Genomic DNA, 23610 nt, shown 5'->3' with positions numbered 1-23610 from the left:
CAGCTACGCGGGACTGCGTCCCGATCTCGCCCAAGTGGGCCCACCACTTGGGCTCGTCGCGCCTTGCACTCGACGCAAAGTCCTCGGTGATCATCCGCGCCCCCTCATGAAATATCCGGGTTAGCGTATTCGTGCTCGCCTTCACGCCTGCTTGTCCAAGCCATTCCGCGGCGAGTTGCATCAGGCGCCACGCTGCGCCATGCTGCGCTGCAACCACGAGGCCAGCCGACGCTCCATGACCGCCACTCGAGTCATCAAGAAGTATCCGAATCGCCGTCTCTACGACACCGAAATCTCCAGCTACATCACCCTTGAAGACGTACGGCAGTTGATTACCGAGGGGCAAGAGTTCGAAGTTCGCGATGCTCGCAGCGGCGAAGATCTGACTCGGTCGGTGCTGTTGCAGATCATTTCCGAGCACGAAGAACGTGGCCAGCCGATGCTCTCGACCCAGCTGCTGAGTCAGATCATTCGCTTCTATGGCGATTCGTTGCAGGGTTTCATGGGCAGCTATCTGGAGCGCAGCATGCAGCTGTTTCTCGATCAGCAAAGCCAGTTCCGCAGCCAACTTAGCAATCTGTTGGGGCAGACGCCGTGGACCATGCTCAACCAGCTCACCGAGCGCAACCTCGAAATGTGGAAGCAGGTGCAGAGCGGCATGTTGAACAACCTGCGCAACACTCCGGGCGCCAACACCGACAAGCCCTCGGGAACGACTACCAAGCCGCCACCGCGGCGCTGAGCTGAATCCGCAGCATCCCCTGCCGCAGTGCCTGCGGCGGCGTACTACCGTGCACGAGGAGACAATGGAGAAACGCGTTGCAGTTGTGACTGGCGGTGTCGGCGGTTTGGGTCGGGCGATCTGCCAGGCCTTGCACAAGCAGGAGCGAACGGTCGTCGCGGTGGACTTGCCGCAGAGTGATCAGGCCCTCGATGATTTTCGCCAATCGCTGGGCCAGGCCAAAGCCGAGTTTCGATCGCTTGATGTCAGCGATCTGGACGACTGCAAGCGGGTGTTTGCCGACATCGAGGCCAGTTTCGGTCCAGTGGAAATCCTGGTTAATGCAGCGGGCATCACCCGCGACGCCAGCCTGCGCAAGATGCGACCAGAGGACTGGCGCGCCGTGATGGCGGTGGATCTGGACGCCTTGTTTCACACCTGTCAGCAAGTAATCGACGGCATGATGTCGCGCGGCTTCGGACGCATCATCAACATCAGCTCGGTCAATGGCCAGACCGGCCAGTTCGGCCAGACCAATTACGCTGCGGCCAAGGCTGGCGTGCACGGTTTCACCATGGCCCTGGCCCGCGAGGGTGCGGCCAAGGGCGTCACGGTCAACAGCATTTCACCGGGCTATATCGACACCGCCATGACTCGGGCGATTCGGCCGGATATCCGCGAGCAGATCATCGCCGGCATACCCGTCGGCCGGATTGGTCGCCCGGAAGACATCGCCCGCACGGTGGCCTTTCTCAGCGCCGACGATGCCGATTTCATTACCGGCAGCAATATCCCGGTCAACGGCGGTCATTTCATCAGCTTCTAGCAGGCTGCGGAAACCACTCTCAGCCGCCTACTAGTCAATCGCGTCGATCGCGTCCTCGCCACTCAACGGCAAACCAATCGAAAAGTTAAGCAGGGCGTCATTGACAGGTTCAAGCCGGCAATAGCCGCCAACAGCGATCATCCGATCCTGCAGCGATTGCCATTCCTGTGCGCCTGTCAGACTGGCGGCCTCGACTCGCTGACGCAAAGAAATCGCCCCGCGCAGATAGGCATTCCGGGGGTGGCTGCGCGTGTCGGCCTGCCCGAGGTCGATCTGCAGATTGAAATTGGTAGCGCCAGGCAGGCGCAACGTGAACGTCGACAGCAGCTGCAGAACGCGGAATATGGCAATGCGATCGCCATGACTGAGACTTTGCTCCGAGCCGGATACCTGAATCCGGTGATCAATTCCGCTGTCCTGCATGGCAGTCAGCGGCAGTGTGGCACGCAGGGCCTGATCCAGATCCAGGCTCATCATCGCCCTCGGCTGCAGACGATCGATGCATTCGTCGGCGGCATCACGCACAGACTGCACATAGGTTCTTAGCACATCGATTCGTGCTAGCAGCTCGGGCCGCCCGACTTCGCGAGCCAGCATGGCGAGCTGACTGTTCAGCGCGGACAGATGCTGACTCAGCTCATCGCGCAGATCAGATCGGATCCGGCGTCGCTCCGATTCCTGCGCTCGCAACAGGCGCCGGCCCAGACTGGTGAGCTGATCGGATTGTTCGAGCAAGGTCTTGTTCGCCCCTGCCAGATCTTGATTGACTGTCAGCATTTCTGATCTCAGGCGGCTTTCATAGGCGATCCAGGCGCCACTCAGCAAGCTCATGGCGCCGGCCACAGCCAGCAGCAACTGTACGTAGGTAGCCTCAAACTCAGCGCCCAGCTGTCGGCCGCTGAGGTACAGCACGGCGCCAACGCAGCTGATCGCCATGGCCGCACCGCGCCAGCCGGCCCGATAGGAAATCCATCCCGCCGGCACCATCAGCAACAAGGAGCAATAGATGTAGATCTGCGGCAGCCATTGCGTGGCCCCCAGCAGGAGCATGCTCAGCGGCAGCACGCTGACGCCCAGATCACGCCAGACCAGGGGCGATCGCCAGGCCGCGCGATCGTCGCCTATTTGCACCAGCAGCGGGGTGATGACCAGGATGCCGACAAAGTCCCCGACCAGATAGCTGAACAACTGCATCGGGAGCTGATCGAAACTCAACACGCCGGCCAAACTGCTGGCAACTGCCAGCAGCAAGGACACCAGGGTGGCGGCAACAGCGCAGACGGCGATCAGACCGCCCAGTGCCTGAGGTGACTCACCCGACTCCCAGTGCCCGTTGCGCAGCCACAGACCGATCACCGCCGCGTACGCGGACCAAGGCCCCAGCACACTGAGCAGATGCGCCCCGGCCTGCGGCAGAGGCTGAATCCAGGTCAGCTCCAGCAGCAGGATGGTCAGAAACTCAGCCAAGGCCAGCCAGTGCCACCGCCGCGGCGCCAGCACCAACAAGGCGGTCAGCCGGACACCGGCCGGCAAGAACCAGAACGCATCGGAGACCAGGAAGCCGGCCGCCCACAGCAGCGGATAGGCCCACAGCAAGCGCTGCAGCAGTGGCCGATCGAACAGGGCTCGATCAAACCAGACTGCGCCCAATGCTGAGTTTTCTGCAGCCCGATTCATTCCATGCGCGGGATTGGTTGAGCGATCGAGATCAGCGACTTCGGCGACTCAGCCAATTGTCGATAGCCGGTGGAACTTCACGTTGGGCACGACCGGAAACGTAGATGCCAATATGCCCGCCCTTGAAACTCAGCTCGGTGTAATCCTTGCTCCCCACCAATCGCGCCAGTGCCTTGGACGCCGCCGGTGGCACCAGATGATCCTGCTCAGCAAAGATATTCAGAACCGGCATGGTCAGCTTGCCAAGGTCGATGGTCTGACCACCGATTTCGGCATCCCCCTGGACGAAGCCGTTGCCCTGGTAAAAGGTCTTGATGAACTGCCGAAACGCTTCACCGGCCTGGTCGGGCGAGTCGAAGATCCATTTCTCCATTCTGAGAAAATTCTCCAGATCGCGTGGATTGTCGAGCAAGTCGACCAGACCGAGGTATTTCTGACCGTTGAGTCGATACGGCTTGAGCGTGAGGTAGCAGTAATTCATCAAATCGCCTGGCACATTGCCCAGCGAATCGACGAAGGCGTCAACATCCAGCTCTCGACACCAGTGGGACAACATGTTATCCGGCGTATGAAAATCGACCGGCGTGACCATAACAACAAGGTTGGCCACTTTATCCCCATGAAGGCTTGCGTAGCAGAGCGAAAACGCGCCGCCCTGACAGACGCCCAGCAGATTCACCTTGTCGATCTCACACTGCTCACGCAGCGCATCGACGCAGCCGTCGAGCACACCGTTGATATAGTCGTCGAGGTCCATCAGGCAGTCAGATCGATCCGGATAACCCCAGTCGATCAAGTACACGTCGTGACCGGCCGCCAGCAGGCTACGCACGATGGAGCGATCTTCCTGTAGATCGACCATGTAGGGACGATTGACCAAGGCATAGCAAATCAGCAGCGGCGTCTTGCGCGTGGGCGCTTTGTCCCCTTCAAATCGGTACAGCACCGCTTTGCCATTCTGGTAGACGGCTGACTTCGGCGTGCAACCCACTTCGGCAGCCCCCAAGGATTGCAGGGTTTGCGCCGCCGCTCCCAGCTTCTGCTGAAAGCGCATGCCTTCCTCGGTCAGGCGATCGGGCGTCAAATTAAGTGGTCCGAACATGGATTAGCTCCGCTTCTTCTTTTTCGGCTTGCCGCCTGCCGAGGATTTGGCGTCCGAATCGGACTTGGTGGACTTGGCCGGTTTGGCCGTGCTGCCTGTTTGTGCTGCACGCTTCACCGGGCCAGCCTTCGACGTCTCTGCCGTCTTCGCAGCCTTGGGCCGTTTCTGCGACTCGGCACCGCCCTCCAACGCCGCCAACCGCTGCTTCAGTTGACGGAGTTCTGCGTTAAGGGACTTGATCTTCTGATGCGTACCGTTCAGTTCGCCGCGCGTCGGCAAACCCATCGCCGCCGCCTGTTCTTCAACTTCGCGCTGCACTGCGGCGCGCAGCACCGCCTGCGAATTCACCATCTCGCCGTACGCCGAGCGAAACTCGGGCGACATGGCGATCTCGGCGTAGGCATCTTCGGCCGCATCCACCCAGAGGTCGTACAGCGCACGCAGGGACTCCACCTGACGACCCGGCTCGCTGCGCTCGGCCAGCTTGTTCTCGAAGTATTCGAAGCCGCGCTGAGCAGCCTGAGCCAGCAAGGCGTTGTAGGCTTGATTGGCTTTGGCGTGACGCAGGTTGAGTTCGGCCAAATGCTGCAAACGCGCCTGCTTTTCGCGGCTGAGCCCAAAAGTCGGCGAGCGCAATTGCGCATTCAGTTGCGCCATCAGCGGCTCGACAAATCCGCTGGCATCTTTTGCCAGACTTTCAAAACTCCGCGAGCCCTCGCCCAGCGCAGCGCGCAAGGCGTCCAGAGCCGGATTGTCACCGCGCAAGCTTTGTTGCCACAGCGAGCTCAACTCCTCGCCAGACATCGGCCCCTGCGATTTCAATCGCTCGCCCGCCTGCTGCAAGAAGCCAAACAGCTGCTGGGCCTGATCGCCCATCGCCTCCAGCGCATGCTTGGCAGTGTCTGGTATGCCAACCCCGCTGGGCATACCGCCCCAGGCCGCCCCCGGCTCGAACTTGAACTCCTTGGCCAGCGAGTTCCAGCCATCCCACATTTGCTTGCCAAGGGCGAATGGATCCATCGCTTCGCCAAATCCGTTGCTCATCGTGTTTCCCTGAAGTTGGTCCGCTCAGGCCTCAACAATACCGCATGGATATGACCTCCGGCGCCCTTCGCGCCGGTACGGAATCAGCTGCGAGCCACTTAGCCCGCCCCAAAACGAAACAGGCGAGCCGAAGCTCGCCTGTCTGAACTCATCGTACGCGGACGTCGATCAGTTCGACTCGCCCTCGGCGACCGCCTTCATCGACAGGCGAATGCGGCCCTGCTTGTCGACTTCCAGCACCTTCACCTTGACAATATCGCCTTCCTTCAGCTTGTCGGACACTTTCTCGACGCGCTCGTTGGAGATCTGCGACACGTGGACCAGGCCGTCCTTGCCCGGCAGGATGGTAACGAAGGCGCCGAAGTCCATCAGCTTGGACACCTTGCCCTCGTAGATGCGACCCGGTTCGACGTCGGAAACGATCATCTCGATGCGCTTCTTGGCCGCATCGGCGGCAACACGATTCACCGAGGCGATGACGATGGTGCCATCGTCCTGGATGTCGATGGTGGTGCCGGTTTCCTTGGTGATCGCCTGGATCACCGAGCCGCCCTTGCCGATCACTTCGCGGATCTTGTCCGGATGGATACGCATGGTCAGCAGACGCGGCGCGTAATCCGAAAGCTCGGCACGCGGCGCGGCCAGACCCTTGGCCATTTCACCAAGAATGTGCAAGCGGCCTTCGCGGGCCTGACTCAAGGCGATCTTCATGATCTCCTCGGTGATGCCCTCGATCTTGATGTCCATCTGCAGGGCGGAAATGCCTTCCGAGCTGCCGGCCACCTTGAAATCCATGTCACCCAGGTGATCTTCGTCACCCAGGATGTCGGACAGCACCACGAACTGCTCGCCTTCCTTGACCAGGCCCATGGCGATACCGGCCACCGGCGCCTTCAGCGGAATGCCGGCGTCCATCATGGCCAGCGAGGAGCCGCAGACCGAGGCCATCGAGGAGGAGCCGTTCGACTCGGTGATCTCCGACACGCAACGCACGGTGTAGGGGAAATCCTCCATGCTCGGCATCACGGCTTGCACACCGCGTTTGGCCAAGCGGCCGTGACCGATTTCGCGACGCTTCGGACCGGCCATACGACCAGCCTCGCCGACCGAGTATGGCGGGAAGTTGTAGTGGAACAGGAAGTTATCCTTGCTTTCGCCTTCGACCGAATCGATGATCTGACCGTCGCGGGCGGTGCCCAGGGTCATCACCACCAGGGCCTGCGTCTCGCCACGGGTGAACAGGGCCGAGCCGTGGGTTCGTGGCAACACGCCGACGCGCACATTGATTGGTCGCACCGTGCTCAGATCGCGGCCGTCGATGCGCTTCTTGGTTTCCAGCACCGAGCGACGCATGGTCTGGTATTCCAGTTCGCCAAACTCCTTGCTGATCTCACCATTGGCCCAGCCATTGGCTTCAGCCTGGGCAGCCAGCGACTCCAGCGTAGCCTTCTTCAGCGCCGAAATGGCGTCGCGACGCTCCAGCTTGTCACGAATCTGGAACGCGGCAGCCAGCTTGTCGCCGACCGCACCCTTCAGAGCATCGATCAGGGCAGCATTCTTGGCTGGCGGTGCCCAATTCCACGGGGTCACACCGGCTTCGGCGGCGAATTCATTGATGGCGTTGATCGCGACCTGCATCTGCTGGTGACCAAACACCACCGCACCCAGCATCACATCTTCCGACAACAGCTTAGCTTCGGACTCCACCATCAACACCGCCTTGGCGGTACCGGCCACCACCAGATCCAGCGCAGATTCGGCGATCTGCGGCACGGTCGGATTCAGCACGTATTCGTTGTTGATGTAGCCAACGCGAGCGGCAGCGATCGGACCGGCGAACGGGATACCCGACAGCTTCAGGGCAGCCGAGGCGCCGATCATGGCCGGGATATCAGCCGGCACTTCCGGATTCAAGGAAATGACGGTGGCAATCACCTGCACTTCGTGACGGAACTCTTCCGGGAACAGCGGCCGGATTGGACGATCGATCAGACGCGAGGTAAGGGTTTCACGCTCGGTCGGACGACCTTCGCGCTTGAAGAAACCGCCGGGGATGCGGCCGCCGGCATAGAACTTTTCTTGGTAGTCGACGGTGAGCGGGAAGAAGTCCAGGCCTTCTCGCATGGTCTTGTTGCCCACCGCCGTCACCAGCACCACGGTGTCCGCCATGTTAACGATGACGGCACCACTGGCCTGGCGGGCGATTTCGCCCGTTTCCAGAGTGACCGGGATATTTCCGAACTGGAACGTCTTGGTTACTTTCGCCACGTCAGGTCTCGCCTCTCTTTAGCTAGGGATCAACGACGCAAGCCGAGTCGTTCGATCAGGGTCTTGTAGCGCTCGACATCCTTGTTCTTCAGGTAGCCGAGCAGCGAACGGCGTTGATTGACCAGTTTCAGAAGACCACGACGGCTGTGGTGATCCTGCTTGTGCAGTTTGAAGTGCTCGGTCAGCTGGTCGATGCGGGCCGACAGCAGGGCAACCTGCACTTCCGGCGAACCGGTATCAGCCGGACCGCGCTTGAATTCGTCAATAATCTTCTGGGTATCAATGGACATAACAGCCTCTTGCAGATGCGAAATCAGCAGTCATGGGTCACCCGACCCGAGCCGCTTGATCCGCCGGTTGAAAAAAGGGAACAGTAAACCCGCGAATTGTAGCCCGAGCAGCATGAACGGCTCAAGGTGAAATCCTCGCCCTGTGTCACCGAATGGCGTGGCGACGGCTTGGCGACGGTCTCCGGCAGGGCCTCTTCACGCGACACTCACCTCAATTCGGCGCGGCACCACTACCGATTGAACAGCCGATCCACCGCCAGCACGCCTTCCTCGCTGACCTTGAAGCGCCCCACAGCCAGGGCCGCGTGCCATCCGATGTAGGCCCCGGCTTCGATGTCGACGCCGCCGATGCGTTGACCCAAGCGCAAGCGCGCCAGTTGGGCCTGATCGAGATCGATTGCTGGCAGATGGCGCAGGCCTTCATCGATCGGCAGCAGGCAGGCCTCGCGCTCGGCCTCGCTCATCGATTCCAGTGCTGCCAGACTGATCATGTCAGGCGCCACAAACGGCCGCACCCAAAGCCTGCGCAGCGCTTCGACATGGGCGCCACAGCCTAGCGCTTCACCAAGATCACGCACCAGACTGCGTATATAGGTGCCGCTGCCGCAATGCACGCGCAGGCGCAAGCGTGGCGCATCCCAGCCCAGCAGCTGCATCCCCATGATATGCACGTCACGCAGAGCCACCTCCACCACTTCGCCGGCACGGGCGCGGGCGTAGTTGGCCACGCCGCCCTGCTTCAGCGCCGAGTACTGCGGCGGTCGCTGCTGGATATGACCGTGGAAGGCAGGCAGCTCGGCTTCGATCTGCTCAATGCTCAGCGTAGGCACTGAGCGTCGTTCGATCACCGCGCCATCGGCATCGTCGGTATCGGTGCGCTGACCCAGCCTGGCCACCGTGTCATAGGCCTTGTCCTCTCCCAGCAGCAGCCCGGCAATCTTGGTGGCCTCGCCAAAGCACAGCGGCAGCAATCCGGTTGCCAGGGGGTCGAGACTGCCGGTGTGCCCGCCCTTCTCCGCGCGCAGCAAATGACGCACGCGCTGCAAGGCCTGATTGGAACTCATGCCAGCTGGCTTGTCGAACAGCAGGATGCCGTCCAAAGGACGAAACTGAGTACGGCTTCTGGGCTTCGACATCGACCTGACCAAGGCGTCGGCGGCAGTCGCGACACACGCGACCGGCCTTAATCGGCGTCTGGCTCGCCGGGCTTGAGAGAGTTGAGCAGCGCATCGATGCGCTCGCCACGATCGACCGAATCGTCGTAATGGAAATGCAGTTCCGGCACATGACGCATGCGCAGCATCTTGCCCAGTTGGAAGCGGAACTCCCGCGCCAGCTCGGCCAGGGCCTTCTGCGCCTCGACGGCGCGATTGCCATCGAGCGCGGTGAAATACACCTTGGCATGGGCCATATCGCGGGTCACCTCGACATCGGAAACGCTGACCGAGGGCAAGCCAAATTCACGCACGGCGCCATGCACCAAGGCGCCCAACTCTCGACGGAGCTGGGCGGAGACGCGATCGGTGCGGTTGAAGCTCTTCTTCATGTGATTGGTGATTCGTGATTAGTGATTGGTTAAAGCAATCCGCGCTCTGGGAAACGCGCGCTCTTACGAATCACGAATCCCGAATCACGGCTCTACAGCGTCCGCTGCACTTCGATGCGCTCGTAGCACTCGATCTGGTCGCCCGGCTTCACATCGTTGTACTGCTTCACCGCGATACCGCATTCGGTACCGTTGCGCACCTCGTCAACCACTTCCTTGAAGCGACGCAGGGACTCCAACTCGCCTTCGAAGATGACCTTGTTGTTGCGCAGCACGCGGATCGGCTTGGTGCGACGAACCACGCCTTCAACCACGATCGAGCCGGCGACAGCGCCGAACTTGGAGCTGCGGAACACTTCCCGCACCTCGGCCAGACCGATGATTTCTTCGCGCACTTCAACGCCGAGCAGGCCCGAGGCCACCTGCTTCACCTGATCGATCACGTCGTAGATGATCGAGAAGTAGCGCAGATCCAGGCCATGGGTTTCGATCACCCGGCGCGCGGCCGCATCGGCGCGCACGTTGAAGCCGATGACGACTGCTTTCGAGGCCGCCGCCAGGGTGGCGTCGGATTCGGTGATGCCACCGACACCCGAGGAAATCACATTGATCTTGATCTGATCATTGGAGAGATCGGTCAGCGAATCACGCAGTGCTTCCACCGAGCCCTGAACGTCGGCCTTGATCAACAGGTTCAGCACCTGCTGCTCGGCGCCCTGGCCCATCGCCGCCATGATCTCTTCCATGCGGTTACCGGCCTGCTTGACCAGGCGCGATTCACGGCGCTTGGCTTCGCGCTGCTGGGCGACGTCCTTAGCCAGACGTTCGTCTTCGACCACAACGAAGTCATCGCCGGCATCCGGCACACCGGACAGGCCCAGCATCAGCACCGGAATCGACGGACCGGCCTCATCGACCTGCGATCCTGACTCATTGAACAGGGCGCGAACGCGACCGAACTGGGTGCCGCAGACCACGTAATCGCCCTTCTTCAGCGTACCCTGCTGAACCAGCACGGTAGCCACCGGGCCGCGGCCCTTGTCGAGGCTGGATTCGACCACCACACCCTGGGCGCGGCCATCGACCACCGCCGATAGCTCCATGATTTCGGCCTGCAGCGAAATGGCATCGAGCAACTCGTCGACGCCCATTCCGGTCTTGGCCGACACCGGCACGAACGGCGTTTCGCCGCCCCATTCTTCCGGGGTGACTTCGTGCTGGGCCATGCCCTGCTTGACGTTGTCCGGATTGGCGTCGGACTTGTCCATCTTGTTCAGCGCCACGATGATCGGCACCCCGCCTGCACGGGCATGCTGGATCGCTTCGATTGTCTGCGGCATAACACCATCGTCCGCCGCCACCACGATCACCACGATATCGGTGAGCTTGGCGCCGCGGGCACGCATCTGGGTGAATGCGGCGTGGCCCGGCGTATCCAGGAAGCTGATCACGCCCTTCTCCGTTTTCACGTGATAGGCGCCGATGTGCTGGGTGATGCCGCCGGCTTCGCCGGAGGCCACCTTGGTACGACGGATGTAATCGAGCAGTGAGGTCTTGCCGTGGTCGACGTGGCCCATGATGGTGACCACCGGCGGGCGCGCCCGCTTCTCGCCTTCCACCTCAGTGTGGGCAATCAGTGCGGTCTCGGCGTCGTTTTCACTGGCCTTGACGGCCTTATGACCCAACTCCTCGACCACCAGCACCGCGGTGTCATGATCGATGGTCTGGTTGATGGTGGCCATTACACCCATCTTGAACAGGGCCTTGACCACTTCGCCGCCTTTCATGGCCAGCTTCTGCGCCAGATCGGCCACGATGATGTTCTCGCCGATTGCCACTTCGCGGGTCATCGGAGCAGTCGGCTTGGAGAAAGCGTGCTGACCGCCGCCGGCGCCGCGGGCTGGCTCCTTGCCCGGTCGACCACGCTTGGCCTTGGCCGAACCACGACGCGCAGCACCGCCCTTCGACAGGTGCAGTTCGCCCTTGCCGAAACGACCGCCGACATCCTCTTCGGCATCGTCGGTGCGCACGTGAACGCGCGCCGGTTTGTGCGGATGACCATGGCCGTGACCCGGGGCCCGACGATTCTCGACCGGCTTGGTGTGGCCTTCGCTGCGTGCGGCCTGCGCCGAGGCATCGGCCTCTGCCGCCAGACGCGCCGCTTCTTCCTCGGCGCGACGCTGCTCAGCTTCCACCGCTTCGCGCGCGGCGCGTTCGGCTTCTTCCTTGGCCTTGCGCGCAGCCTCTTCCTCAGCGCGTTTCTTCTCCTGCTCACGCAGATGCGCTTCTTCGGCTTCCTGTCGCAGCTTGGAATCGGCCAGCAGACGGGCCGCCTCCTCGCGCTCGAGCTTCTGACCATCCTGCTCTTCGACCAATTCGCGCTTCACATAGGTACGCTTCTGGCGCACTTCGACCGCGACTGTGGTCTTGCTCTTGCCCGCCGCCACGGTGATTTCCTGCACCTTGCGACGCTTCAGGGTGATCTGCTTGGGCGCAACATCCTCGGCCGCCGGCTCTGCCTTGCCGTGGGTACGGCGCAGGAAACCGAGCAGCTTCATCTTCTCGGTCGGCGTCACCACCTGATCCGGCCCCTCGAAGCTCATGCCGGCCTCGGCCAATTGCTCCAGCAGCTTATCTACCGGAGTGCCGACCAGCTTGGCGAGTGTTCGTACCGTAACTTCGGACATGTGACTTCCTGTTCGAGGGCGCCCCCTTGGGCGCCTGAAAAACGCGACATTCTAGCGCGAGCCCGCGCTACCCCATACCTTTCAGTCAGCCCCCTATGAGGCGGCCTTCTCCAGGCGGGCGATCTCGTCGGCGCGGGCAGCCAGAATCAGCTGCGCGGCCAGTTCGTCGTCCAGACCATCGATATCGGAAATCTCGTCAGTGGCCAGTTCAGCCAGATCTTCGACCGTCTGCACGCCGCGTGCAGCCAGTGCATAGGCGATCGCCTCGCTCATGCCCTCCAGACCAAGCAGGTCATCGGCCGGCTTGTGCTCTTCGATCTCTTCTTCCGCTGCCAACGCTTCGGTCAGCAGGGCATCACGGGCACGGGCACGCAGTTCCTCGACGATGTCTTCGTCGAAGCCCTCAACCGCCAGCAACTCGCCGGCCGGCACGTAGGCAATCTCTTCCACCGTGGAGAACCCTTCCGAGACCAGGATCGAGGCGATTTCTTCGTCCACTTCGAGCTTTTCCTGGAACAGCTGACGCGCCGCCGCCTGCTCACCTTCCGACTTGGCGGTGATCTGGTCCTGGGTCATCACATTGAGCTGCCAGCCAGTCAGCTTGCTGGCCAAGCGCACGTTCTGGCCGCCCTTGCCGATCGCCTGGGCCAGCCGGTCCTCGGCCACCGCGATGTCCATCGAGTGGCGCTCTTCATCGACGATGATCGACTGCACCTCGGCCGGCGCCATCGCGTTGATGACGAACTGCGCCGGATTGTCGCTCCACAAGATGATGTCGATGCGCTCGCCATTGAGCTCGTTGGACACCGCCTGCACGCGCGAACCGCGCATGCCGATACAGGCGCCGATCGGATCGGTGCGCTGATCATGGGCCAGCACGGCAATCTTGGCACGATCGCCAGAATCACGGGCGGCCGCCTTGATCTCGACCAGACCCTGGCCGACTTCCGGCACCTCAAGCTTGAACAGTTCGATCATGAACTCCGGCGCGGTGCGCGACATGAACAGCTGCGGTCCGCGCGACTCCGAGCGCACGTCGTATAGGTAACCGCGCACGCGGTCGCCCGGACGCATCACATCGCGCGGGATGGCCTTGTCCTTGGGGATAAAGGCTTCGGCGTTTCCGCCGAGATCAACATAGACATTGCCGCGCTCGACACGCTTGACGATGCCGGTGATCAGTTCACCGACGCGATCCTTGTAGGCATCAACCACCTGAGCACGCTCGGCTTCACGCACGCGCTGCACGATCACCTGCTTGGCGGCCTGAGCGGCGATACGACCAAACTCGGCGTTCTCGATCTTCTCTTCGACAAAGTCGCCAACCTCGGCGCCTTCCTTCTCGTCGACCGCGTCCATCAGACGAATCATTCGATCCGGCGATTCCATCACCACGTCATCGGGCACCACTTCCCAACGGCGGAAGGTTTCGTAATGGCCGTCCTTCGGGTTGATCTGTACCCGAATCGACACGTCTTCTTCCGGATAGCGCTTGCGCGCCGCCGAAGCCAGCGCGGCTTCCATCGCCTCGATGATCACTTTGCGCTCGACGCCTTTTTCATTGGCGACGGCTTCGACCACCATCAACAGTTCCTTGCTCATCGTTCTCGCTCCGGCGCCTAGGCGCTGCAATCACTGATCAACGGACACGGCTCACCGCGCCCCATTATTCTGCCGACTCTTCGTCCTGCTCAGAACTCTGCTCCGAGCCCTGCTTGCCGCGCCGCTGCCGTTTGGGCTTGCTGGTATCGTCGAACTGCGGCACCAGCCGCGCCTTCTGCACGTTCCCAACATCGACCTTCACTTCGCCCTGCTCGTCAGCCACCGTCACTTCTGTGCCTTGCACGGACACGATGCGGCCCTGCAATCGGCGACGTCCGGCCTGCGGCACCACCAGGGCCAGCTTGGCGACATCGCCAATGAAGCGCTGATAATGCGCCGCTTCAAACAGCGGCCGATCCAGGCCCGGCGAGGACACTTCCAGGTTGTAATGCCCGGCGATCGGATCTTCCACATCCAGCAAGGCGCTCACCTCGCGGCTCACCGCCTCGCAATCTTCCAGATTCACCGGCCGATCAGCAGCGTCAATATAGATGCGCAGCAAGGACTGCCGAGCGCCCGGCACGTACTCGATGCCCCACAGGAATACCCCCTGTGGCAAGCCCTCGATGGCCGGCGACAACATCGTATTGAGCTGTTCGATCTTGTTGGTCATCTTTTTCCATCGCCAAAGAAAAAGGGGCACACGGCCCCTTTCCATGAAACCAGGTTGGTCCTGCAGGCAAATCGATTCCTTGATTTACCGCCTCGGAAAACGAAAGAGCCTCACGAGGAGGCTCTTGCGTTACCAAAACTGGTAGCGGGGGCAGGCTCCGTTCATTATCTGACAGAACCTGTCCGAGTCCCACTGAGCCGCTCATCTTAGGCAAGCGGCAGTGATTTTGCAACCACCACAGCCCCGCTCAGGTCGTACGGCGCAATCTTACGGGACTTGGCTCGGTGAAGCGAGCGGCTGGCCGCCTCTGCGCTGTTTCATCGAACCGGACTCAGGCGACCGAATCGGTGAGCCCGCCTTGTCGGGCGGCTGACGGGCGAGCATCTGCGTGTCGCTTGGTCTACAGGGTCGATGCCGGCCTACCGATGAACCCTGTCACCTGAACGCCTTCATCCAACCTTGCCCACTTCGCATGCGGAAGCGGACGAAGCTGTCGGGGTCTTTGAATTGCAAGTAAATATTGTCGCGCAGCACATTGGCGAATAGCTGCCCGGGTGGTTTGCCGTAGCTGTGGCCGGGGTAGATACGAGAGTTGCCGGCGAGCTGTTGCTTGAGCAGCTCAAGGCTGTCGAACATCTGCTGGGCGGCATTGTTCGACATACATAGACCACAGCCCTCGGCAAACAGCACATCCCCGCTGAACAGGTTGTCGACTATCCGATAGCACACGCAACCGGGGGTATGGCCTGGGGTCAGCAGCGCTTCGACCTCGAGGGTGCCGATGCGCCAGCGCGCCTCCGCTATACAGCGCAGGCGATCTGACTGAAACCTGGCCCAGGCCACCTCTTGCGGCGACATCCAGATCGAGCAGTCAAAGTGTTCGGCGATCGGTTCCGCCAGATTCAGATGATCGGGATGCGAGTGGGTGATCAGCACCGCGCGCAGCCGGAGCCTATGTTGATCAATCATGGCCACCAGTCGATCCAGCTCCCAGGCTGGATCGACAATGACGGCATCGCGGCTGATCCGATCAAACACGATGTAGTTGAAGTTCGTGAAGCCTCGGCGCCCGACTTCTACAACCAGCACTTCCGGCGCCAGCCTCGGCCATTCGATGCCGCTAGCCGCAGCATCGAAAGCATGAGGGGGATCGTCGGACCGAGTGTTGCCTGACATTCTAGATCCCGATCAAGACTTCTTGCTGTGGCGGCGCTGTGAACCCTCGGCTGCACGGAGGGTTTGCCAGAGCCGAGCCAATACGTAGCCCACTCCGTGAGGCGCGTGGGTGGTCACAGGCGAGCAGACGCAATTCGTGGCTGTCGGATTGTGACTGCGAACATCCATTACTTCGGTACGCCGCCACGCGATCTTGAGTGGCTCGGGTCTGATTTGGGCGCAATAATGAAAAAGGCGACCCACAGGTTCGCCTTGAGTCATTGCTTTTATGGAGGCTTGGGCCGGAATCGAACCGGCGTAGGCGGATTTGCAATCCGCTGCATAACCACTCTACAACCCGGCCATTATTGCTCCAGCGAGATAATGTCTTAACCGGATCAATATTTTCGGAACTACTCGTCAGGGCAGTCAGACACATGGCAACCGGGCTATCCGATCACGAACAATGGCTGATCGAACTCAACTGGCTGTCCGTTCTCAACCAGGATTCTGAGCATCGTCCCGGACGCGTGTGCCTTGATGGGGCTAACAGTGCTCAGTGCCGATACGATTCCCAGAGTATCCCCGCGCTGGACAGTCCCTCCGATACTCACGAACGGAGGCTGATCCGGACCGGGCGAGGCATAGCAGATACCAACCCTAGGCGAACGAACGATGTGTTCATCTGGACCACTCGCTTCGGCCTGGCTGAGGCTGCAGATAGTCGGTGACTGATGCTGAGCGAGGGACGCCGCACTCCGGGGCGATCGGGTAACACGAAGATCCACTCCATTGTCCCGGACCTCAACTTCGGCCAGGCTTGACGTTTCCATCAGCCGGAGCAGATATCTGACTCTGCGAAGATTCATGTGATGCCTCTTGGCAATATTTTCAGCGCGAGGAGTCCACAGCTGTGAACGCGCAACGCAGGAGCACGCCCCTGCTGCCCACCCGTCGACGGCGGGCGTTACCCGACGTCGACGAGCGCTTCGCCCCTTGCGAGCATTCGGGCGCAACCCTACACGCTGATCGGGACATCCGACGCGCCGCGCAGATTGATCCGGCCGTTCCAGCGCACCCGACCTGATAGCGCCAATTTGGGGAACCGAGTCACCAGCCGGCTGATCGCCACCCGGCCCTCTACCCGGGCAAGTGCAGAGCCGAGGCAGTGGTGGGCGCCGGCGCTGAACGACACGTGATGGCGGGCGTTCTCACGATCGAGCCGCAGGGCGTCGGCGTCCGCGCCGAACGCCCGCTCGTCGCGGTTGGCCGCGCCGAGGCAGGCGATGATCATCGCGCCGGCCGGAATCTCCCGACCACCGATCTGGTACGGGGTGAGGGTGATCCGGCGGGTCTGGTGGATCGGGCTGTCGTAGCGGAGAAACTCCTCAACGGCGTTGCCGATGAGGTCCGGGTTCGACTGCAGCAGCGCAAGTTGCTCGGGGTGGCGCAGCAGTGCGGTGACACCGTTGCCGATCAGGTTGACGGTCGTATGGTGACCGGCCATGTACAGCAGCAGGACCTGAGCCACCAGTTCATCGTTGGAGAGAAAGTCGCCGTTATGGTCTGCCTGGATGAGCGCGGTCAGCAGATCGTCGGCCGGGTTGTTCCGCTTCCAGGCGATGACCTCTCGCATCATCTCGGACAACTCGACCTCGGCCTTGACAATCGCGGTCATCAGGTCGGGATCGGTGACCGGTTCCAGCGCGACCACCAGCGTCTCGGTCAACTCGAGCAGCTGCTTGGGATCGGTGTCCGGCATGCCGAGCATCGCCGTGATCACCGCGAACGGCAACGGGAACGCGAGTGCGTCGATCAGGTTGGCCGAGCCGGCATCGGCGATGCGGTCCAGTGACTCGTCAACCAGTTCGGTCACCATGGGCTCCAGCGCGGCGATCGAGCGCGGCGTGAACACCTTGCCCACCAACGAACGCAGTCGGGTGTGATCCGGCGGGTCACTGTCCATCATGGTCACCAGTTTGACCGGTGCGTCGGCGATCAGTTTTTCGTACTGATCGCGCATCGGGCCGGCCGCAAGGTTGCGGTCCGCCACCGACAGCCGGGCGTCGCGCAACAGGGTGGCGATATCGGCGTGCCGGGTCAGGAACCAGAACCCCATCGGGTGCTCCTGCACCGGGTGGGTGTCGCGCAGCGTCCGGTAGTGCTCGTACGGGTTCTCGTCGAAGCCCGGCAGGAACGGGTTGAAGAGTTCCGGGGTCGTGCCGGTTTCTTGGGTCCCGGTTTCTTCGATCGTCTCGGCTTCTTGGGTCGTCTCGGTCATGGTCTGGTTCCGTTCTCGGTCATGGTTGGGTTCAGTACCCGCGGGAATCCTGCTCAGCGGATGTCGCTGATGAAGTCCAGCTTGGCGTTGACGTACTTGTCTTCCTTCAAGGTGCTGCGCAACGTGGTCGCAAAAAACTTGTGGCTCTCATCGACCAGGGTCATGTTCATCAGGAAGTAGGGAAAGAAGCCGATGCCGGGCAGATCAACGTCCTGGATCAGCGATACTTCGACCTTGCCGTTGGGCTTCGGCGTGTAGGTCCAGCGGTTGTGAATCCGCTCGATCCGCACCACGCCGGGCGTATGCGGCAAGGTGTTGGGGAGGCCCACCACGTCGAGCACGACCTCCTTGGTCTGCTCGTTCTGATCGAACATCGTGGTGATCAGCAGCTCACGATCGGCGAACGGCCCAGGCAGCTCGACGCGCCACATGTCCTTGTCGTAGCCGCGCACCGGGTCGAAATCCTGGATACGGGTCATTTCCTTGCATCCGGGAACCCATTCGATGCAATTCTCCAGCGTGTCGCCGACGACAAGATGCTGCGAGGTCAGTTGGGTCAGGGTGTAGTCGCCCTCCATCACTGTCCGTGCTTTGAGTAGCGGATCACCCGGCGCCTTCAACAAGTAAACCTGAATGCCATCCTCGTCCTTGGCGAGCTTCCATTCGGCCGACCCGGAGGCCTGCCAGGTGAAATGCGCGACGAGCACCGCCATTACGAACAAACTGAACGCGAAGTAGAGCCTCTTCCAGAGCGGATCCTTGATCTTCTTAGCGACGGCAGCTTGGTTGGTGCTCGTGGTATTCGATACGTTGCTCATGGTGTCTTCCTATCGTTGCGATGAGTTGGATGGTGGGAGGCGAGCGCCGCTCGCGGGGAGGCGGCGGTCATGCCGCCACGGCCCCCGATTCAGCCGGCGCGCTCCGGGTTTGGGTCAGGGTGTCGGCGAGATACTTCGCCAGGCAAAGCAGGGTGAGGGTCGGCGCAACTCGTCCGTTCTCCGGGATCAACGAGGCGTCGCAGACGTGGAGACTGCGCACGCTGGTTTCGAGTCTCGCGTCGACGTCGCTGCCAACGCGCAGCGTTCCGAGGGCGCCACCGGAGAACATCGGCGCCTTGAACACGTCGCGGGCACCGGCGCGTTCGAGAATCGCCCGCGCCGCCTTCTCGCCGCGCGCGAGTTTGTCGAACACCGCGGCATTGAGTGTCTTGTGGTAGCGACCATCGGCAGACAGCCCACCCCCGACTTCGTCATGGGCCATCACCGTGATCCCGAGGTGCTCGGGATAAGCGAACATCCGCGCAAACTGCATGAACTGCAGCATGAGCAAACGAAACGGCAGTTTGTGGACGTTCGCGTCCTTCAGAACGATGCCCTCTTCCAGCGTCATTTCCATCACGCCACAGAAACTGTCGACGCCGCGAAGGCCCGGCACGCGCCCGAACAGGGTGAAGCTGGGATCGATGAAATAGCCTCCGGCAGCGACCTGATGCAGACCGCTGGCACGCAGCAGCAGCGGTGTCGCCAGCGAACCCGCGCAGACCACGACTCGATCCGCCAGGTATTTGACGGCGCGGCTACCGAATGCGCCCTGCTTAACCCGACATTCCACGCCGACCGCGCGACCGTTTTCGATCAGTATCCGTTCGACCGGGGTCTGACACTTGAGCACTGCGCCCTGACGCACGGCATCGTCGACGAAGGTCAGCGCCTTCCACTTGGCCTCGTATGAATAGACGCCGCTGCACTTCGACTGGTCGATCAGCATCAGCTTCTTCTTCCAGTCGAAGCCGGCCGCAATGGCGGCGCCCCGCATCCTCTTCGACTGTGGGCTCATCAACGCATCGGGCATCTCGGCCAGCGGAACCTGCCGACGGATCTCATCGTAGGCGGGCTTGAGATCGATCCCGAGCGCGCGATAGGCATCGATCGGCGGTTCGTCCATCACCGCCAGATACAGCGCGCTCGAGCCGCCTGCGGCGTACACCCTGGCCTCCTTGAGCTTGTCGGCCACAGGTACCTCATTGATCATCGACCCGAGCGTCCAGACCGTCTCCTTGAGCGGGAGGTATTGCCCCCGCTCAAGGATCAGCACCTTTTGCCCCCGACCACTGAGTTCGCGCGCAATCACGGCGCCGGCAGTGCCGGAGCCGACCACGATGCAATCGTAGATTTCGCCGTCTCCGGACCGAGTCGCGCTCATGGCTTGGCCGCCACCTGCAGTGCCCGATCTTTCCCTTGGACCAAGTACTGACGGTAGGTCTGCATATGACGCTCGCGGAAGGCAAAGTCGGTCAGCGACCGCTGGCTCAGGAACTCTTCATCGATGTCCACATTGAGCACGATGTCAGGATGCTCCCAGACGGTGATCCGGCGCTTGGTGAGGTTGTTCATCGAAGCCCTTATCACCATCCACACATCGCCGATCTGTTCCACATCCTGCGCCGAAAACTGCTTGTAATGCCTACCGCTGCGGTCGTAGAGATCCTCCTTCAGCACGATGAAGCGCTCCTTGTCGACGTAGGCGACGATGCGGCCGTAGAAGGATCGCTTGCGGCGACTATCGGTCGGGGTCAACTCGATCTTCCACACCGAACGGTCACGGTAGGTGTCCTCGCCGAGCAAGGTGTAGGTGTAGTCCTTCACCTTCCTGACGTCCGCGTCTTCGGCCGACACTTCCGAACCGAACACGGCGCCACTCTCGCCGCTGTCGGCGACCGACACGATGCGCTTTACCTTGCTCAATACAGGCAGATACACCCAGAAGTCCGAAGCCTTGTCGTCTTCGGCGTATCCCCAGGACAACATCGCCGTGTTCTTGTCGCTGACCGGCTGGATGATCACATCGAGCGCCTTGAAGTCGAGGTCACGCCGCCCCGGAGGGCGACGGGTCTTGCTGAACGAGTCGAAGATCACCACGCGCGGCTTCTCGACGCAGGACAGCTTCCCGCCGCTGACGTTGTAGCGGCAGGTCGAGAACTTCATCTGGCGAACTGACGACGAATAGCTGTGATTCGTCACATCGTCCACCTTGGTCATGATCTCCAGGGCGTCCTGGGCGCGGGATACAGTCGCAGCGACCAGGAACAGGGCTGCGAGAACAAAGCTGCAAGCGGTCTTCATCCGGCGGCTCCTTCTTCGACGGCGCCCTGAACTTCAGCCACAGGGCCGGCAGCAGGTGCAGACTTGAACTCCGGCTTGAACTTCAGCAGCAGGGCCGGCAGCAGGAACAGGTCGTTAAGCAGACCCATGAAGATCGCCAGCGCACCGAACTTGCCCATGTTGGACGTGCCCGCTGCGGAAGCGACCGCCATGATGCCGAAGCCCAGGCCGAGGATCAGCGCGGTGAACACCACGCCCGGGCCGGCCTCGGCCATGGTCCGTCGCAGCGCGGCGTTAACGTTGTTGTCCTTGGCCAGTTGCTGCTGGTAATGCGAAATGAAGTGCACGGTGTCATCGACCGAGATGCCGATGATGATCGGCGCCAGCATCATGGTGAAGAAGTCGAGCGGAACCCCGGCGATCCCCAGCACCCCGAGCGTGAGCAACGCAGGGATCAAGTTGGGAATCAAGGCGATCATGCCGACCTTGAGCGAACCGAACACCAGCAGCAGGATCGCGCTCACCACGATCAGCGCGATGCCGAAGGTGATGACCTGGTTTTCGGTGATGTACTGGGATGCCTGCATCGCCAGCGCGAAGATGCCGGTGATGGACACCTCGGCCCGGGGGTACTTGGTGTTCAGGGTTGCCATCATCTCGTCGATGTCGGCACGCATCTGCTGGAAGACCTGGTCGTACTCGTACGAGCCATAGCTGTGCAGCGAGATCTTGATGTTGGCCTTGCGGTAGCTGTCGTCAACCAGGCGCTGGCGCTCGCTCGGGTTGGCGTTGTTGAACAGGAACAGCGTCTGCGACAGCCTTTCGCGGGTGTCGGGGATGCGCTCGAACTCCGCTATGTTGCCGTTGAGTTTGCGGTTGGCGTCCTTCGCCACATAGGCGATGGAGTTGGTCATCACCACGTACTTCTCGTACTTGCTTTCGAACTTCTGCTGCAGCTCGTCCATCGCCTTCAACACGTCCGGATCCTGCAGGGCGAAGTCCTCCTTGAAATCGAGGTACAACACCATGGCGTAGGCGCCCATCATGTGGTCGTCGGCCACCTTCACGCTCTGGGTGAAGGTCGAGTCCGCCGGGTACTGATCCAGGATCTGCGAATCGATCTTCACCTGAGTGGCGCCGTAGATCGAGAGCACCAGCACCAGCATGAAGGGGACAATGAACGCGACCGGACGCTTCTCCACGAATGGGACGGCCTTGTCCAAGGCCGAACGGAGCCGCGGCAGCACATCGAGGAAGCGCTTTTTCTCCGGCGTGTCGGCGATCACCTTCTTCTTTGACACCGTCGGCCAGACATCGACCAGTACCGGCAGCAGGTAGAAGGTCAGCAGCAAGGCGAACAGGATGCCGAGGGTCGACATGATGGCGAAGCTCTGAATCGGCACGACCGGCGTGATGTTCAGCGCCATCGTGCCGGTCATGTTGGTCAAGCCGGTCAACAGCAGTGCCACGCCGGTGAACTTGTAAGCGCGGCGCAACGCAGCCTGATGTTCAATGCCGGACCGGCGCAGGCGGGTGTAGCCAGTCAGGGCGTGCACCGAATCGGCGACACCGACGGTCAGGATCAGCAGGATGGTGAGGATCAGGAAACCGGTGACGGTGAGTCCGAGCCAGCCGGTGACGCCAAGCGTGAGTATCGTGCTCAGGATCACGATCAGCATCGACCACAGCACGGCCGACACGGAACGGAACAGGAACCACAGCAGCACCATGATGATCCCGAACGCGGCCATGTAGAGAATGCCCATCTCTTCGGACATCTTCACATCGTGTTCGGCGGCCGCGGTGTTGCCGACCGCGTAGAAGTCGAACTGGTTGGCGTACTCAGGCTTGCCGAGGATCGTCTTGATCTCCTCGAACAGTTTCAGATAGTCGGCCTGGTCGGTGGGCATGAACTCTACCGGCGCTTCTTCGCCTGACGCGACGGTCTGCTCAAGCGACACAACGGTGTCCTCGGTGATCTCCTCCGCGTCGACCGGAATGGTGCCGAAGTCGGTTTCGATATGGATGCCGCCGTACTTGTGATCGCGCGAGAAGAACTGCAGCGGCAACTGCTTCTCAGCCTCCGCAATCGCCTTGATCTCGGCGATCGCTTCTGGCGAAGTGGGCACCGTGTCGCCGACCAGTGCCTTGGAAATCAGCAGGTCGCCGTCGACCGTCAGCACCGAGGCATTGACCAGGGTGTCGACCTTAACGATGTGCTCCAGCGCTGACTCCTCGCCCTCCTTGAGCCTGCTGCGGAAGTTGATCAGATCGTTCTGGATACCGCGCACCGCCTCAAGCGATGCCGGCGAAAAGACGTCACCATCCTTAGGCTTGTAGACGATGTAGACGCCGTCCTCGCTGCCAAACTGCTGGTGGTAACGATGGAAGGCGACCAGGGTCGGGTCTTCCTTGTGGAACCAGCCTTCGATGGTCATGTCCATGCGCAGCTTGCCCATGCCGAGGATGGCTACGGCAAGCAAGGCAAGGAACACGATGCCGACCAGCAGGCGTCGCTTGCGCAACGCATCCGGGACGTTTTCGAAGTGCTCAGACAATCGGCTTACGATTCGCTCTCTAACGGACATGAATGCGCTTCCTGTTGGTGAAGGTGATTGAACTGCGGAGGTTCGACGCCCCTGCAAAGACAGGTGAGTTGAAGGTTCGATGCGGCGATGCGTGGCGGGTCCTGCCCGT

At 61.4% G+C, this 23610-nt stretch carries 19 protein-coding genes; 2 read left to right on the top strand and 17 right to left on the bottom strand.

Features of this window, described 5'->3' with window-relative positions; all coding sequences use genetic code 11:
• The first annotated feature begins 235 nt into the window (after positions 1-235).
• Both phaR and phbB read left to right on the top strand, forming a co-directional pair.
• Entirely contained in the window at positions 236-742 is a 507-nt protein-coding gene (gene phaR, locus IFO71_RS09260; RefSeq protein ID WP_192029353.1) for a polyhydroxyalkanoate synthesis repressor PhaR, read from the top strand.
• Between the two features lie 64 nt (positions 743-806).
• Positions 807-1547, top strand: a complete 741-nt coding sequence (gene phbB, locus IFO71_RS09255) for an acetoacetyl-CoA reductase (protein ID WP_192029351.1) — start codon at positions 807-809, stop codon at positions 1545-1547.
• A gap of 30 nt (positions 1548-1577) precedes the next feature.
• Here phbB and IFO71_RS09250 read toward each other — a convergent pair whose 3' ends face one another.
• From IFO71_RS09250 to IFO71_RS09170, 17 genes are all read right to left on the bottom strand, one after another.
• The gene (locus IFO71_RS09250) at positions 1578-3224 is read right to left on the bottom strand and encodes an MASE1 domain-containing protein (RefSeq protein ID WP_192029350.1); all 1647 of its coding nucleotides are present in this window, start codon (positions 3222-3224) and stop codon (positions 1578-1580) included.
• Between the two features lie 31 nt (positions 3225-3255).
• Complete coding sequence (phaC, locus tag IFO71_RS09245; RefSeq protein ID WP_192029349.1) at positions 3256-4326, bottom strand: class III poly(R)-hydroxyalkanoic acid synthase subunit PhaC; 1071 nt, start codon at positions 4324-4326, stop codon at positions 3256-3258.
• 3 nt (positions 4327-4329) lie between these two features.
• Positions 4330-5370: a poly(R)-hydroxyalkanoic acid synthase subunit PhaE gene (locus IFO71_RS09240; protein ID WP_192029348.1), complete on the bottom strand. Its 1041-nt coding sequence runs from the start codon at positions 5368-5370 to the stop codon at positions 4330-4332.
• Between the two features lie 168 nt (positions 5371-5538).
• On the bottom strand, positions 5539-7638 hold the full coding sequence (pnp, locus tag IFO71_RS09235; protein ID WP_192029347.1) for a polyribonucleotide nucleotidyltransferase: 2100 nt from the start codon (positions 7636-7638) through the stop codon (positions 5539-5541).
• A gap of 29 nt (positions 7639-7667) precedes the next feature.
• On the bottom strand, positions 7668-7928 hold the full coding sequence (rpsO, locus tag IFO71_RS09230; RefSeq protein WP_192029346.1) for a 30S ribosomal protein S15: 261 nt from the start codon (positions 7926-7928) through the stop codon (positions 7668-7670).
• Positions 7929-8158: 230 nt separating this feature from the next.
• A complete protein-coding gene (truB, locus tag IFO71_RS09225; protein WP_192029345.1) occupies positions 8159-9064 on the bottom strand; it encodes a tRNA pseudouridine(55) synthase TruB in 906 nt (301 codons plus the stop codon).
• 47 nt (positions 9065-9111) lie between these two features.
• Positions 9112-9474 carry a 30S ribosome-binding factor RbfA gene (rbfA, locus tag IFO71_RS09220; RefSeq protein ID WP_192029344.1) on the bottom strand — a complete coding sequence of 121 codons (363 nt, stop codon included), beginning with the start codon at positions 9472-9474 and terminating at the stop codon, positions 9112-9114.
• 92 nt (positions 9475-9566) lie between these two features.
• The gene (gene infB / locus IFO71_RS09215; RefSeq protein WP_192029343.1) at positions 9567-12161 is read right to left on the bottom strand and encodes a translation initiation factor IF-2; all 2595 of its coding nucleotides are present in this window, start codon (positions 12159-12161) and stop codon (positions 9567-9569) included.
• 93 nt (positions 12162-12254) lie between these two features.
• Positions 12255-13763 carry a transcription termination factor NusA gene (gene nusA, locus IFO71_RS09210; protein WP_192029342.1) on the bottom strand — a complete coding sequence of 503 codons (1509 nt, stop codon included), beginning with the start codon at positions 13761-13763 and terminating at the stop codon, positions 12255-12257.
• Between the two features lie 64 nt (positions 13764-13827).
• Positions 13828-14376: a ribosome maturation factor RimP gene (rimP, locus tag IFO71_RS09205; protein WP_192029341.1), complete on the bottom strand. Its 549-nt coding sequence runs from the start codon at positions 14374-14376 to the stop codon at positions 13828-13830.
• A gap of 435 nt (positions 14377-14811) precedes the next feature.
• Positions 14812-15552 (bottom strand): MBL fold metallo-hydrolase, encoded by a 741-nt coding sequence (locus IFO71_RS09200; RefSeq protein WP_192029340.1) that lies wholly within the window; start codon positions 15550-15552, stop codon positions 14812-14814.
• A gap of 428 nt (positions 15553-15980) precedes the next feature.
• Positions 15981-16364, bottom strand: a complete 384-nt coding sequence (locus tag IFO71_RS09195) for an acetyl-CoA carboxylase biotin carboxyl carrier protein (protein ID WP_225444517.1) — start codon at positions 16362-16364, stop codon at positions 15981-15983.
• Positions 16365-16549: 185 nt separating this feature from the next.
• Positions 16550-17812 carry a cytochrome P450 gene (locus IFO71_RS09190; protein ID WP_192029338.1) on the bottom strand — a complete coding sequence of 421 codons (1263 nt, stop codon included), beginning with the start codon at positions 17810-17812 and terminating at the stop codon, positions 16550-16552.
• Positions 17813-17865: 53 nt separating this feature from the next.
• Positions 17866-18630, bottom strand: a complete 765-nt coding sequence (locus tag IFO71_RS09185) for an SRPBCC family protein (RefSeq protein ID WP_192029337.1) — start codon at positions 18628-18630, stop codon at positions 17866-17868.
• Between the two features lie 67 nt (positions 18631-18697).
• A complete protein-coding gene (locus tag IFO71_RS09180; RefSeq protein ID WP_192029336.1) occupies positions 18698-19969 on the bottom strand; it encodes an FAD-dependent oxidoreductase in 1272 nt (423 codons plus the stop codon).
• A gap of 41 nt (positions 19970-20010) precedes the next feature.
• The gene (locus IFO71_RS09175; RefSeq protein WP_192029335.1) at positions 20011-20934 is read right to left on the bottom strand and encodes an outer membrane lipoprotein-sorting protein; all 924 of its coding nucleotides are present in this window, start codon (positions 20932-20934) and stop codon (positions 20011-20013) included.
• Entirely contained in the window at positions 20931-23471 is a 2541-nt protein-coding gene (locus IFO71_RS09170) for an efflux RND transporter permease subunit (protein ID WP_192029334.1), read from the bottom strand. Before IFO71_RS09170 ends, IFO71_RS09175 begins: the two co-directional genes overlap by 4 nt.
• Positions 23472-23610 lie beyond the last annotated feature (139 nt).

Origin of the sequence: Pseudomarimonas arenosa, from assembly GCF_014841215.1 — a bacterium.
Lineage (GTDB): Bacteria > Pseudomonadota > Gammaproteobacteria > Xanthomonadales > Xanthomonadaceae > Pseudomarimonas > Pseudomarimonas arenosa.
The sequence above is the reverse complement of the archived record's forward strand: the minus strand, read 5'-3'. Positions and strand labels throughout refer to the sequence as shown.